This is a genomic window from Xanthomonas sp. WHRI 10207, from assembly GCF_040202975.1.
In the GTDB taxonomy this organism is placed as follows: Bacteria; Pseudomonadota; Gammaproteobacteria; order Xanthomonadales; family Xanthomonadaceae; genus Xanthomonas.
This window is the reverse complement of sequence record NZ_JBEGDX010000002.1, coordinates 1118334-1132502: the sequence shown is the minus strand read 5'-3', so window position 1 is coordinate 1132502 and position 14169 is coordinate 1118334. Positions and strand designations below refer to the sequence as shown.

The window sequence follows — 14169 nt, the reverse complement described above, 5'->3', positions numbered from 1 at the left end:
CAATACTAGACCATCGGGTTCTATATTTATACTCGACGGCCTGAGTGCATCAGCGCGCAGGTGCTTCAACTGGTCGAACCTGGGAGCGACCGAGGCAACGGACTAGCCGCAGCGAAGCGACGACACTGTGGGCACAATGCCCAAACGCCATGCCGATGATGATGATGGGCATTCATTGTTTCAGTTGAATGCTCCCGGTGTCATGGTTGGCCCGGCAGCTGTGGGGAATCCACCTAGGGCGGCCCGAAAACCCCGGTGATAGATTGCCTCAGGCCTGTCGGTACATACCGGCACGCATGGTCAACGGCACGGACGAGGGGACGGGGGAGCGTGGACAGGGTCGGGGCGCAGACGCATGCAAGCTGCGTTCGCAGCACACGCGTGCTGCGGGCGGCCCTTGTGTGGCTGTGGTTTGGGCTGTGTTGCGGGGTTCTGGGACTGTCCCAGGCTGGCGCACAGGCGCTCGATCACACCGCCTATCACACCGTCACGCGCTGGAACATGGACGACGGCCTGCCGCACAACCTGGTGCACGCCGTGGCCCAGGGCGAAGACGGGCTGATCTGGTTGGGCACCTGGGAAGGCGTGGCGCGCTTCAACGGACGCGATTTCACCGTCTACGACCGCCAGAACACGCCGGGCGCCGAATTGGGCGGCGTGTTCGTGGTGGTGCGCGACAGCACCGGCGGCATGTTGTTCGGCACCGCGTTCGACGGGGTCTATCACTATCAGGACGGCCACTGGCAGCAGCTGGGGGACGCTACGGCGCGCCATCTGGCGGTCAGCGCGCTATTGCGTCGTGCCGACGGCGCCCTGTGGGTGGGCACGCCGCAGACGCTGTATCGGCTCGAAGCCGATGGGCGCCTGGTCGACGTCGGGCGTCAGACCGACCTGCCACGCGCACGCATCACCGCGTTGTCGGCCGACGACACTGGCGATCTGTGGGTGGGCACGGAGGTCGGGTTGTACCGTCTGCCCCGCAATGGCGCCGCCGCCGAGGCCTGGGGAACAATGCATGGCATGCAGGCGGTGCCGGTGCGCCGGCTTGCCAGCGATCGCCAGGGCGGATTGCTGGTCGCCGGCGATGACGGTGTGTGGTGGTGGAGTCGCGGCGGTGGGCTGCAGCGGTTTCGCCAGGGGCAGCGGGTCGATGCGCTGCTACTGGATCGGCGCGGGCATCTATGGATGAGCATGCCCACCGGTACGTTGGTGGTGCACAGCGGGGTGGCTGTGCCGGACGAGCAGATTTCGATCACCGGCGTCGCCAGCCCGGCATTGCTGGAAGATGCCGAAGGCCTGATCTGGGTCGGCAGCACGCATGGCCTGTTCCGGATTGCCGAAGGCGCCGCGCACGGCGTGACCCATGAGGACGGCCTTGCCTCCGATTACGTGCGCACCGTGTTGCAGACCAGCAACGGCACGGTGTGGGTGGGCAGCGCGGTGGGTCTGGACCGTTGGCGCGACGATCAGATCAGTCGCATATCGCTGGCGCCGGCCGAAGGCGGCCGTGTGCTGGAGCAGTCGGTGTTGTCGCTGGCCGATGCCGGTGACGGCGGGGTCTGGGCCGGTACCTACAGTCAGGGCGTGCTGCGGCTGGATGCGCAAGGAAAGGTGCTGGTGCGCATCGGCGCGGGCGATGGCCTGCCGTCGTTGTCGGTACGCGCGGTGTTGCCCGATGGCGACGATCTGTGGATCGGCACCACCGGCGGATTGGTGCGCTGGCGGCATGGCAAGGCGCGCCGCTACAGCGCCGCCGATGGCGTGCCCGACGGCTCGGTGCAGGCGCTGTATCGCGACACGCAGGGCATCATCTGGATCGGCACCGATCGCGGTATGACCGGGCTGTCGCCGGGCGGCAGCACGCGTGCGTGGCTGGGCGAACAGGATTTCCCCGGGCAGAACGCCTTCGACTTTTTGCGCGATGTCGGTGGCGATCTCTGGATCGCCAGCGATCGCGGCTTGCTGCGCCTTCAGGGCGACCACTTCCGCGTCTACGACCATCGCGTCGGATTGCCACGCGACAAGGTGTTCCGCGTGATCGACGATGGCCACGGCTATCTGTGGTTATCCAGCAACCACGGCGTCTTCCGCATCGCGCGCAACGACTTCGACCAGATCGATGCCGGTACCCGCGAACAATTGAGTGTGGAGGTGGTGGACCGCAGCGATGGCATGCCCAGCAATCAAGGCAACGGCAGCAGCGCCCCCGCTGGCTGGCTGACACAGGCCGGGCAGTTGTTGTTTCCCACCTCGGCCGGGCTGGGCGTGATCGATCCGGCGCGTGTCGGCACCTTGCAAGGCCATCGCGTGCCGATCGTGTTCGAGCGCTTGCTGGTCGACGGCATGGTGCAACCGTTGAGCGGCCCGCACCAGCTCGGCGCAGAGACCCGCCGCATTGCAATCACCTATGCCGGCCTGAATTTCCGTGGCCCGGACAAGGTGCGTTACCGCTATCGCCTGGACGGCTTCGACCCGGACTGGGTGGATGCCGACAACGCAACCGAGGCGGTGTACACCAACCTGCCGCCGGGCCGTTTTCGCTTCCGCGTGCAGGCGATGTCGCTACCGGTGGATTGGCGTCAGACCGCGCTGCTGGGGGAGTCCAGCCTGGTCATCGCGTTGGCGCCGCCCTGGTGGCGCCGTGGCGAAGTGATCGCATTGGGCATCCTTGCGCTGGCGAGCCTGATCTACGGATTTTATCTGTGGCGCACGGCCAGCTATCGGCGCAGCCAGCGCCAACTCAATACCGTGATCGATAAGCGCACCCGCGAACTGAGCGACAAGAATCTCGCGCTGCAACAGGCCAGCCAGGAGCGCGAAGCCTTGATGCGCCAGCTGGAATACCGCGCCAGCCACGATGTGCTGACCGCATTGCCCAACCGGCGCGAAGCCGAGCGCGTGCTGCAGCAATGGTTCGACGATGCGCGTAGCGGTGGTGCCGCGCTGGCGCTGGCCTTGATGGATATCGACCACTTCAAGCACATCAACGACGAGTACGGCCATGACGTCGGCGATGCGGTATTGAGCGCGCTGGGCGAGGCATTGAGCGACCAGGATCAGGCGCAGTGCTTCGCTGCGCGCCATGGCGGCGAAGAGTTTCTGCTGGCGGCTACGGGACTGGATGCCGTGCAGGCGCGCGCGCTGTTCGAACGCATGCGGCAACGTCTTGCGGCAATCGACGTCGATGCGCAAGGCATCACGGTGCGGTGCACCGCCAGCATGGGTATGGCGATGAGCGATGAAGCGCCGACCCGACGCGAACTGCTCGCGTTGGCAGACCGTCGGCTATATCAAGCCAAGCGGCAGGGGCGCGATCGATTGGTCGATCGGTCGTGCGATGGCACGGTGGTGCGTTGAAGACCGCGCTGTGACCCCGGTGCGTAAGTTTCAGGCGCGTGGTGGTGTATCGAATCGTAAAGGCTAGAGAACTTATGTTGCTGCTATGGATGGTGCTTACTTATTTCGCAATCTTGGGTCTGAACGCTGTGCTCAACAACACGGATTTTCGACGGAGTCCGCAAAAGGGTGAGCGTTACAAAGTGTTGCCACTGCCTGACAAGTGGTGTTGCTGGTTCGGTGTGATTCCGCTCTGCGTCGGCACGATTTTTTGGCATGGCGCACTGTTTCTTCCTGTCTTAATTGTCGGGGCTGTGTTGGAGGGTGCTTGCATTCGTTGGTACCAAAAGGCCGGGCTATTGCCGCGCAATGATTGAGCGTTCAACAACCCATTCAAGGTTGTTTCGGGCGCCCTAAGGCCGCTCCGCCTGCAACTGCAACAACGCAACAAACGCCTGCGCCGCACGCGACAAGGTGCGTCCGCCATGCGTGACGCATCCCAGTTCGCGCGATAACGCCACATCGGCCAGCGGTAGCGCCACGATCTGGTGATCGATCATGCGTTCGGGCAGGACGCTCCACGCCAGCCCCACCGAGACCAGCATCTTGATCGTCTCCAGATAGTTGGTAGTCATGCGCAGGTGCGGCACCAGGCCGCGCTCGGCAAACAGGCCGGCGACGATGCGATGGGTAAACGTGCCGGGGTCGGGTAGCACCGCCGGATGCGCCACCACATCGTCCAGCGTCACCTTGCGCAATGCGGCCAACGGGTGGTCGGGGGCCACCACGCATTGCAGACGGTCGTGCCAGATCGGTTGCGCACGCAGCGGTGCACGCGTGTCCGGCGCCAACGTGGTCACCGCCAGTTCCACCTCGCCGCGCAGCACCGCCGCATAGGCCAGTTCAGAATCCAGAAACTGGATGTCTAGTGCGGCCTGCGGGTGTTGCGCGGCGAAGTTGCGTAGCAATGCAGGAAGCCGATGCAGGCCGACGTGGTGGCTGGTGGCTAGACTCAAGCGCCCGCCAACCGACGCGCCCAGGTGCTCCAGCACACGGCGCGTGTCTTCCAGTTCGGCAAGGATGCGTTGGGCGCGCGGCAACAAGGCTTGGCCGGCCTCGGTCAGCACCACCTGGCGGCCCAGGCGGTCGAACAGCCGAGCCGACAATTGCCCCTCCAGCAAGGCGATGCGTTTGCTCACCGCGGGCTGGGTGAGATGCAGCGCTTCACCGGCCGCCGAAAAGCTGCCGCTGTCAGCAATTGCGACGAAAGCGCTGAGACTCGCCAGATCCATGCCATTCCTGAATTTCATTTGTTGAATAAACAATATGAATTTGCGTTATCGAAGGCAAGCTCCTAGCATCGAATGCAGCCAAATGGTGCACCCACCAACCGCCACTTCACCGGATCGCCGCGATGACTGCCAAGACCCTGTACGACAAATTGTGGGACCTGCATGAGGTCACGCGCCGCGACGACGGTTCGTCGCTGATCTATATCGACCGCCACATCCTGCATGAAGTGACCTCGCCGCAAGCCTTCGAAGGACTGCGTCTGGCCGGCCGCAAGCCGTGGCGCATCGACGCCAACATCGCCACACCCGACCACAACGTGCCGACCACGCGCGCCGAGCGGCAGGGCGGCCTGGAGTCGATCAGCGATGAAGTCTCGCGCCTGCAGGTACAGACCCTGGACGAGAACTGCGACGACTTCGGCATCCTCGAGTTCAAAATGAACGATGCGCGCCAGGGCATCGTGCATGTGGTCGGCCCCGAGCAGGGCGCCACCTTGCCGGGCATGACCGTGGTCTGCGGCGATTCGCATACCTCCACGCATGGCGCGTTCGGCGCGCTGGCGCACGGCATCGGTACCTCCGAGGTCGAGCATGTGCTCGCCACGCAATGCCTGATCGCCCAGAAGATGAAGAACATGCAGGTGCGTGTCGACGGCACGCTACCGTTCGGCGTGACTGCCAAAGACATTGTGCTGGCGGTGATCGGAAAGATCGGCACGGCCGGTGGCAACGGGCACGCCCTGGAATTTGCCGGGAGCGCTATTGAAGCGCTGTCGATGGAAGGGCGCATGACCATCTGCAACATGTCCATCGAAGCCGGTGCGCGCGTGGGCATGGTGGCGGTGGACGACAAGACGATTTCGTACGTCAAAGGTCGCCCGTTCGCGCCCAAGGATGCGAACTGGGATGCCGCCGTTGCACTGTGGAAGACGCTGGTCTCCGACCCGGGGGCGCACTTCGACACCGTGGTGGAGATGCGTGCCGAAGACATCAAGCCGCAAGTGAGCTGGGGCACCTCGCCGGAAATGGTGCTGGCGGTGGATCAGCAGATACCTGACCCGGCAGCCGAACAAGATCCGACCAAGCGCGACTCGATCGAGCGCGCGCTCAAATACATGGGCCTGAAGGCCAATCAGTCGATCACCGACATCCACCTGGATCGAGTGTTCATCGGCTCGTGCACCAACTCGCGCATCGAAGACCTGCGCGCCGCCGCCGCAGTGGCCAAGGGCCGCAAGGTGGCGTCCACGATCAAGCAGGCGCTGGTGGTGCCGGGCTCGGGTCTGGTCAAGGCCCAAGCCGAGTCCGAAGGCCTGGACAAGATCTTTCTGGAGGCCGGTTTCGAATGGCGCGAGCCGGGTTGCTCGATGTGTCTGGCGATGAACCCGGACAAGCTCGGCAGCGGCGAGCATTGCGCTTCCACCTCCAATCGCAATTTCGAAGGCCGCCAGGGCGCCGGCGGCCGCACCCACCTGGTCAGCCCGGCAATGGCTGCAGCGGCGGCGGTGAGCGGCCACTTTGTCGATGTGCGTGAGCTGCAGGGAATCGAGAATCGGGAATAGGGAATCGCCACGCCCCGTTCCGCTCTGCCTATTCCCTATTTCCCACTCCCAATTCCCGGCCTTTCTATGACTCCTTTCACGCAACACACCGGACTGGTGGCGCCGCTGGATCGCGCCAATGTCGATACCGACCAGATCATTCCCAAGCAATTCCTCAAGTCGATCAAACGCACCGGCTTCGGTCCGAACCTGTTCGACGAGTGGCGTTATCTGGATATCGGCGAGCCTGGGCGCGATAACAGCCAGCGGCCGATCAACCCGGAGTTCGTGCTCAATTTTCCGCGCTATCAAGGCGCCAGCGTGTTGCTGACACGCAAGAATTTCGGCTGCGGTTCCTCGCGTGAACATGCGCCTTGGGCGTTGGACGAATATGGGTTTCGCGCGGTGATTGCCCCGAGCTTTGCCGACATCTTCTTCAACAACAGTTTCAAGAACGGGCTGCTGCCGATTGTGCTGACCGAAGCAGAAGTCGACGCCTTGTTTGAGCAATGCTTTTCCACCGAGGGCTATCAACTCACCGTGGACCTGGCCGCACAACGCGTGCGCCGCCCCGACGGCGTGGAGTACAGCTTCGAGGTCGATGCATTCCGCAAACACTGCCTGCTCAACGGGCTGGACGACATCGGCCTGACCTTGCAGGACGCCGATGCAATCGGCCGCTTCGAACAAGGCCATCGCGCGCGCCAACCGTGGTTGTTCGGCGCACTGCAGTGAACGCGATTGCCAACACCGCCGATACGGGGGCGCTGGGCGAACATGTCGCTGCGCAGTTCGGGTCGCAGGCGCACGCGTATCTGCAGAGCGACGTGCATGCGCAAGGCGCTGAGTTCGCCGAGCTCCGCGCTGGCCTGGCGGGTCATCGCAACGGGCGATTGCTCGATCTTGGCTGCGGGGCCGGGCATGTGAGTTTCCAGCTGGCGCCGCTGATGGCCGAGGTGGTGGCCTACGATTTGTCTGCCGATATGCTAAACGTCGTGGCGGCTACCGCCGCCGAGCGTGGGCTGACGCAAGTGCGCACTGTGCAAGGTGTTGCCGAGCGCTTGCCGTTCGAGACCGGCAGCCTGGATGCAGTGGTCAGCCGCTACTCGGCGCATCACTGGAGCGACGTGGGACAGGCACTGCGCGAAGTGCGGCGCGTGTTGCGTCCCGGCGGCGTTGCCGCCTTTATCGATGTGGTCGCGCCGGGGTTGCCATTGCTGGACACGCACCTGCAGGCGATCGAGGTGTTGCGCGATACCAGTCACGTGCGCGACTACAGTGTTGCGCAGTGGTTGCAGATGCTGGGCGATGCCGGCTTGCAGGTGCAGCGTCATCATTGCCAACGGCTACAGCTGGACTATCTGAGCTGGGTCGACCGCATGCGCACGCCCGAGGTGTTGCGCGCAGCCATTCGCGGGTTGCAGGACGCGGCGGTAGACGAGGTACGCGATTACTTTCAGATTGCAGCCGATGGCTCCTTCAGCAGTGACGTGCTGGTGGTATGGGCAGCACGTTGATTTTCAGGTTGCTACGGCACCAACTCACGAGGATTGCATGAGCAAGCAGATTTTGATTCTTCCTGGCGACGGCATCGGCCCGGAGATCATGGCCGAAGCGGTCAAGGTGTTGACGCGGGTCGACGCACAACATGGCCTGGGTTTCAGCCTGGTATACGACGAACTGGGTGGCGCGGCCTACGACAAGTACGGCAGCCCGCTCGCCGACGAAACGCTGGAGCGCGCGCGCGCTGCCGACGCGGTGCTGCTGGGCGCCGTGGGTGGGCCGCAATGGGACAGCATCGATCCATCGCTGCGCCCGGAGCGTGGGTTGCTCAAGATCCGCTCGCAGCTGGGTTTGTTCGCCAACCTGCGTCCGGCGCTGTTGTATCCGCAGTTGGCCGATGCCTCCACGCTCAAGCCGGAAGTTGTTGCGGGACTGGATCTGCTGATCCTGCGCGAGCTCACTGGCGGCATCTACTTCGGCCAGCCGCGCGGCAATCGCACGCTGGACAATGGCGAGCGTCAGGCCTACGACACCTTGCCCTACAGCGAAAGCGAGATACGTCGCATCGCAAAGGCCGGTTTCGAGATGGCGCGGTTACGCGGCAAGAAACTGTGCTCGGTCGACAAGGCCAACGTGTTGGCCTCCAGCCAGTTGTGGCGCGCGGTGGTGGAAGAAGTCGCCAAAGACTATCCGGACATCGCGCTATCGCATATGTACGTGGACAACGCGGCCATGCAATTGGTGCGCGCGCCCAAGCAGTTCGATGTGATCGTGACCGACAACATGTTCGGCGACATTCTGTCCGACCAGGCGTCGATGCTCACCGGCTCGATCGGCATGCTGCCTTCGGCCTCGCTGGATGCCAACAGCAAAGGCATGTACGAGCCGTGTCACGGCTCGGCGCCGGATATCGCAGGGCAGGGCATCGCCAATCCGCTCGCGACCATCCTGTCGGTGGCAATGATGCTGCGCTACACCTTCGCGCAGGCTGCCGCTGCGGATGCGATCGAGAAGGCCGTCGGCAAGGTACTCGACCAGGGTCTGCGCACCGCCGACATCTGGTCAGAAGGCACGACCAAGGTTGGCACGGTCGCGATGGGTGATGCGGTGGTGACTGCGCTGTAAAGCGTTGGTTGGATGTATCGTTTTGTCGAACGTACTGGCGGTCATCGTCCTGTTTGGGCGATGGCCGCTTTCGTTTTTGCGGGGTCCATCGGTGAGCGGCGCCGCATCCGGTGTCGGGACACGCCCGAAGGAAACCGATCAAAGGTCGCGGATTGAGGTCCTGACCAACACAGTTGCTACATGGACGTACTTGCGGCGTGTCCCACGGCGGCGCGCGTGCAAGCGCCCCTCAGTAAATCTTTGCTTCCGCCCGGAACTGACAGACTTCGTGTGTCGATATGCCGGTGGCGCGGTGCCGTCTCCGGTGTCGGGACACGCCGTAAATCCGTCCCTGGAGGCTCAGTGGCGGCATCCATGCCGCCACATGGTCCCGACCCCGGAGACGACACCGCGCTTTCATTTCAATGCTGCGGATCGAAGAGCAAAAACACCTTGACTGTCGGTGCCAGCACAAGATTGAACAACCACGCATCAAGCGTTAACAGCGAGTGAGGCAAGGCTGGATACGAAACCAAAAGCCAAAAGCCAAAAGCCAAAAGTCAAAACCCAAAGCCCAAGAACCAAAACGGCCAGCAGATCGCTCCGCTGGCCGTCAGGTCTGTTGCAAACTGTCAGTCGGTGCGTCGTTACGCCACCGCAGCCGTCTTGCCAGCAACCACGCCGCGCTCGCGTTGGCGCAACAGTCGGTTGGCTACATCCAGCCAAGCGAGTGCGCTGGCCTCGATGATGTCCTTGCTGGTGCCGGTGCCTTCGTACTCCACACCATCGTGGCGCACGCTCAGGCTGGCTTCGCCGCGTGCATCCGCGCCGATGCCCACGCTGTGCACCTGGTAGCTGTCCAGCTCCAGCTTCACGCCGGTGGCGGACGCCAATGCACCGAACAAGGCATCAACCGGGCCATTGCCCTGCGCGGTTTCCGCCACCCGATTGCCATCCGGATCCGATAGCTCCACCAACGCGTTCGCGCGGCTGCCGACGTCGCTGATGGTCATCGAAGCCAGACGGTAGCCTTCCTGCACGGTGGCGTCTTGCATCAATGCCTGCAGATCGGCATCGGTGACCACGCGCTGCTTCTCGCACAGGGCCTTGAACTGTTCGAAGACCAGCTTGACCTCTTCCTCTTCCAGCAGATACCCCAGCGCACGCAGGCGCTGCTCGACCGCTGCGCGGCCGCTGTGGCGGCCCAGCACCATCTGCGACGATTCCCAGCCCACATCTTCCGGGCGCATGATTTCGTAGGTGCCGCGGTGACGCAGCATGCCGTGCTGGTGGATACCCGATTCATGTGCAAAGGCGTTGCCGCCGACCACGGCCTTGTTGCGCTGCACCGGCATGCCAACCAGGCGCTGCAATAACTGCGAGGTCGACACGATGCGCGGAGTGTTGATCGCCGAATCGATGTTGTAGAACGCACCACGCACCTTCAGCGCCATGGTGATTTCTTCCAGCGCACAGTTGCCGGCGCGCTCGCCGATGCCGTTGACGGTGCACTCCACCTGACGCGCGCCGCCTTCGATGGCCGCCAGCGAATTGGCCACCGCCAGACCCAGATCGTTGTGGCAGTGCGCGCTGAAGATCACCTTGTCGGCACCTTCCACGCTGGCGATCAGCCGCGCGAACATGCCGCGGATTTCTTCCGGCGTGGTGAAGCCCACCGTGTCGGGCAGGTTGATCGTGGTGGCCCCGGCCGCAATCGCCACACGGGTGACTTCGGCCAGGAAATCTTCTTCGGTACGGGTGGCGTCTTCGGCAGAGAACTCGACGTCATCGATGTAACCGCGCGCCAGCGTCACGTGCTTGTGCACCGACTCCAGCACCTGCTCGCGGCTCATGCGCAGCTTGTGCTCGCGATGCAGCGGGCTGGTGGACAGGAACACATGCAGGCGCGGGTTGGCCGCAGCTTCCAGCGCCTTTGCCGAGGTTTCGATATCGGCCTGCAGGCAGCGCGACAACACCGCCAGGGTAGGGCGGCGCAGCTCGCGGCCGATCATCGCGATAGCTTCGCGGTCTGAGTGCGAGCTGGCCGGGAACCCGGTTTCGATGATGTCCACGCCGAGTTCGTCCAGCGCGCGCGCCATGACCAGCTTTTGCTGGGGCGTCATGCTGCAGCCGGGGGATTGCTCGCCGTCGCGCAGGGTGGTGTCGAAAATTCGGATACGCGGGGTCTGGTTGGATACGGTCGTGTTCACCAGGAAGACTCCTCTACGGCGATGGCGGTGACAGGCGTTGAAGCGACTGCGGATGGGCGGGAAAGAGCGGGTGTTTGGGGTGGAGGCTTGACGCTGCGTTCGTTGCGAAGTCGCTCGGTATTGCGACGCCGCGGTTTGCGTGGCGGACGCGGCCGCACCTCGGACAAGAGTGCGGCCAAAACGGTTGCGTCGATATTACCGCCAGAGACCACCGCACATTTGCGTTTGCCTGCAACACGGCGACCGGCGGCCAATGCCAGGGCGCCAGCGCCTTCGGCGATGACGTGTTCTTCCAGTGCCAGACGCACCAGGGTTTCGCGGAGTTCGGCCTCACGCACGATCACTACGTCGTCGAGCAGGCTCGCGCACAGGCGGCGAGTGAGGAAGCCGGGAATCTTGACCTTGACCCCGTCAGCCAGCGTGGCGACGGGGGTGATTTCACGGAAGTCGCCGCGCACCGCACGCGCCATCGAATCGACGCCCTCGACCTGCGCGCCGACAATGCGCACGCCTTGCGATTTCAACGCCAGCGCCACGCCGGAGGCCAGGCCGCCGCCACCGATCGGCACGATCACCACATCCGGTGCGTGCGCGGCCAGTTCGATGCCGACCGTGCCTTGCCCGGCAATCACGTCCGGGTCGTCGAAGGCCGACAGGAAGCGATAGCCGTTCTGGTCGGCCAGCTCGCGTGCAAACGCAAACGCTTCGTCGTAGCTGTTGCCGTGTTGCCGCACGGTGGCGCCCCAGTGCGCGACGCCGGCGATCTTGGTTTGCGGAGCGCCGTACGGCATCACCGTGATGGCCTGCACGCCCAGCCGATACGCCGACCACGCCACACCTTGCGCATGGTTGCCGGCCGAGGCGCAGATCACCGGGCGCTCGTCTCCGCGCTCCAGTCCCGCCAGCAATGCATTCAATGCACCGCGCACCTTGTAGGAGCCGGTGCGCTGCAGGTTTTCCAGCTTCAGCCACACGCCGAAACGCTCGGCGTAGTGCAGTGGTGTCGGCGACAAGTACTTGCGCAGACGCGCCTGTGCGGCCAGTACGTCGGCCACGCTGACGGCCACGTCGCTTACGTCTGGTTCCTGCGAAGAGGAGCGGCCGGAATCAGGCATTGCGGCACGCGCGCGGCCGATCCGGAAGAAGACACCTCCGGATGGCAGTCTGATGGTCGCGCGAAGTCTGCATGCCCGAGGTCTGGGTGGTCATGCGGCCGCCTCGACCGTTTCCAGCGCCGTGATCACCACCGACTCGCAGTCGTAGACCTTTTCCAGCTGCAGGCGCAGTGTTTCCGGCGGCCTGCTGCTGTCCACGTCCAGCTGCAAATGCCAGCGCCCGGCATCGTCGGGCGCGGCGGCGCCCTGGATGGCGCACGGGCGAAACCCGCGGCGCTCGGTCATGCCGATCACGCGCACCAATGCGCCTTCGGCCGGCTTCAGCACCAGGTCAAGCCGGTAACGCATGTGTCGTCTCCTTGACCGCGTGTGCGGGATTGCTGTCCAGCATGGTGCTGTTGGCGTTATTGGGCGGCACCAGCGGCCACACGTTGGCGCGTGCGTCGATGGCCACATGCAGCAGGCCGGGGCCCGGCTGGGCCAGCAACTCCGCCAGCGCTGCATCGACATCGCCGCGCGCGATGATGCGCTTGGCCGGAATACCGAACACTTGCGCCAGCGCGGCGAAATCCGGGTTGTCGGACAGATCGATCTCGCTGTAGCGCTCGGCGAAGAACAACTCCTGCCACTGCCGCACCATGCCCAGCGAGCTGTTGTCGAGCAGCACGATCTTCACCGGCAGCTTGCAGCGCGCAATGGTCACCAGCTCCTGCACATTCATCATGAAACTGCCGTCGCCGGAGACCAGCACCACGGTGCGATCGGGGCAGGCGAACTGCGCGCCCATCGCCGCTGGCAGGCCGAAGCCCATGGTGCCGAGCGCGCCGCTGGTGAGGTGATTACGCGGATCGTTGAAGCGGCAATGCTGGGCCACCCACATCTGATGCTGCCCCACATCGCAGGCGATGATGGTGTCGGGCGGGGCCACTTCGCTCAGGCGCTTCAGCAGCGCCGGTGCATAGATATCGGTACCGGGCGCGTCGTAACGCGCACCGAATTTTTCGCGATTGGCAAAGCAGCGCGTCCGCCATGCCTGGCAGTTGCCGCGTGCTGCGCTCAATGCCTTGAGACTGGTTGCCACATCGCCAGGTACGGCGATATCGGCAGTGCGCAGCTTGGAAATTTCATAGGCATCGGCATCCAGATGGATGACGCGTGCGAACGGTGCGAATTCACTCAACTTGCCGGTGGCACGGTCGTCGAAACGGGCACCGACCACCACCAACAGATCGCATTCCTGGATCGCCATATTGGCGGCCCGCGTGCCGTGCATGCCCAGCATCCCCAGGTAATCCGGATGCGCGTGCGGCAACGCACCCAGCCCGCGCAAGGTCAGCGCGGTCGGGATGCCGGTGGCTTCGACAAAGCGCCGGAATGCTTCCACCGCATCGGCCAGTGCAATCCCGCCACCGCCGTACACCACCGGGCGCTCGGCGCTGGCGATGGCTGCCAGCGCGTCGGCCAGTTTCGCGTCCGACGGTGCCGGTGGCGGCAGCACTGCGGCCGGCACATGCTCGGGCAGATGCGAGGCATCGGCGATCTGCACGTCCTTCGGCAAGTCGATCAACACCGGGCCCGGGCGACCTTCGCGCGCGATGCGAAACGCATCGCGCACGATCTCCGGCAACTGATCCACGCTGCGCACCAGAAAGCTGTGCTTGACGATCGGCATGGTCATGCCGAACACGTCCAGTTCCTGGAACGCATCGGTGCCCAGCAAGGGCGTCGCGACCTGGCCGGTCAGGCACACCATCGGCACTGAGTCGAGCATCGCGTCTGCGATGCCGGTGACCAGATTGGACGCGCCCGGGCCGGAGGTCGCCACGCACACGCCCACCTTGCCGCTGGCACGGGCGTAGCCGTTGGCGGCGAGGGCGGCGCCCTGTTCGTGACGGACCAGGATGTGCTTGAGCCTGGAATCCACCAGGGCGTCGTAGAACGGCATGATGGTGCCGCCCGGATAACCGAACAGCGTTTCCACGCCCTCGGCTTCCAGGGCCTGCGTCAGCCAGCGCGCGCCATTGCGGGGCGTGCTGTGTGCGGAGGTATTCATGCGTTGCGAACCTTC

At 64.2% G+C, this 14169-nt stretch carries 11 protein-coding genes; 6 read left to right on the top strand and 5 right to left on the bottom strand.

All coding sequences use genetic code 11. The features are described from left to right. Positions 1-330 precede the first annotated feature (330 nt). Both ABQU90_RS10420 and ABQU90_RS10415 read left to right on the top strand, forming a co-directional pair. The gene (locus ABQU90_RS10420; RefSeq protein ID WP_323522198.1) at positions 331-3357 is read left to right on the top strand and encodes a two-component regulator propeller domain-containing protein; all 3027 of its coding nucleotides are present in this window, start codon (positions 331-333) and stop codon (positions 3355-3357) included. A gap of 74 nt (positions 3358-3431) precedes the next feature. Then, on the top strand, positions 3432-3713 hold the full coding sequence (locus ABQU90_RS10415; RefSeq protein WP_115554549.1) for a hypothetical protein: 282 nt from the start codon (positions 3432-3434) through the stop codon (positions 3711-3713). Positions 3714-3749: 36 nt separating this feature from the next. On the opposite strand, the gene ABQU90_RS10410 is transcribed toward ABQU90_RS10415, so the two are convergent. Continuing rightward, positions 3750-4628, bottom strand: a complete 879-nt coding sequence (locus tag ABQU90_RS10410) for a LysR family transcriptional regulator (RefSeq protein ID WP_055848419.1) — start codon at positions 4626-4628, stop codon at positions 3750-3752. A 122-nt stretch (positions 4629-4750) separates the two neighbouring features. Between ABQU90_RS10410 and leuC the strand changes: the two genes are divergently transcribed. The 4 genes from leuC (at position 4751) to leuB (ending at position 8797) form a co-directional block, all read left to right on the top strand. Further along, a complete protein-coding gene (gene leuC / locus ABQU90_RS10405) occupies positions 4751-6190 on the top strand; it encodes a 3-isopropylmalate dehydratase large subunit (protein WP_323522199.1) in 1440 nt (479 codons plus the stop codon). 66 nt (positions 6191-6256) lie between these two features. Further along, complete coding sequence (gene leuD, locus ABQU90_RS10400) at positions 6257-6904, top strand: 3-isopropylmalate dehydratase small subunit (RefSeq protein ID WP_115513830.1); 648 nt, start codon at positions 6257-6259, stop codon at positions 6902-6904. Continuing rightward, on the top strand, positions 6901-7686 hold the full coding sequence (locus ABQU90_RS10395; RefSeq protein ID WP_323522200.1) for a class I SAM-dependent methyltransferase: 786 nt from the start codon (positions 6901-6903) through the stop codon (positions 7684-7686). Before leuD ends, ABQU90_RS10395 begins: the two co-directional genes overlap by 4 nt. A gap of 37 nt (positions 7687-7723) precedes the next feature. Next, positions 7724-8797 carry a 3-isopropylmalate dehydrogenase gene (leuB, locus tag ABQU90_RS10390; protein ID WP_323522201.1) on the top strand — a complete coding sequence of 358 codons (1074 nt, stop codon included), beginning with the start codon at positions 7724-7726 and terminating at the stop codon, positions 8795-8797. A gap of 626 nt (positions 8798-9423) precedes the next feature. Here leuB and ABQU90_RS10385 read toward each other — a convergent pair. The 4 genes from ABQU90_RS10385 to ilvG form a co-directional block, all read right to left on the bottom strand. After that, positions 9424-10986 carry a 2-isopropylmalate synthase gene (locus ABQU90_RS10385; protein ID WP_055848434.1) on the bottom strand — a complete coding sequence of 521 codons (1563 nt, stop codon included), beginning with the start codon at positions 10984-10986 and terminating at the stop codon, positions 9424-9426. Then, positions 10983-12101, bottom strand: a complete 1119-nt coding sequence (locus ABQU90_RS10380) for a threonine dehydratase (RefSeq protein WP_055848436.1) — start codon at positions 12099-12101, stop codon at positions 10983-10985. Before ABQU90_RS10380 ends, ABQU90_RS10385 begins: the two co-directional genes overlap by 4 nt. Before the next feature lie 90 nt (positions 12102-12191). Continuing rightward, on the bottom strand, positions 12192-12449 hold the full coding sequence (locus tag ABQU90_RS10375) for an ACT domain-containing protein (RefSeq protein WP_055848439.1): 258 nt from the start codon (positions 12447-12449) through the stop codon (positions 12192-12194). After that, positions 12433-14154, bottom strand: a complete 1722-nt coding sequence (gene ilvG / locus ABQU90_RS10370) for an acetolactate synthase 2 catalytic subunit (protein WP_323522202.1) — start codon at positions 14152-14154, stop codon at positions 12433-12435. Before ilvG ends, ABQU90_RS10375 begins: the two co-directional genes overlap by 17 nt. Positions 14155-14169: the final 15 nt, after the last annotated feature.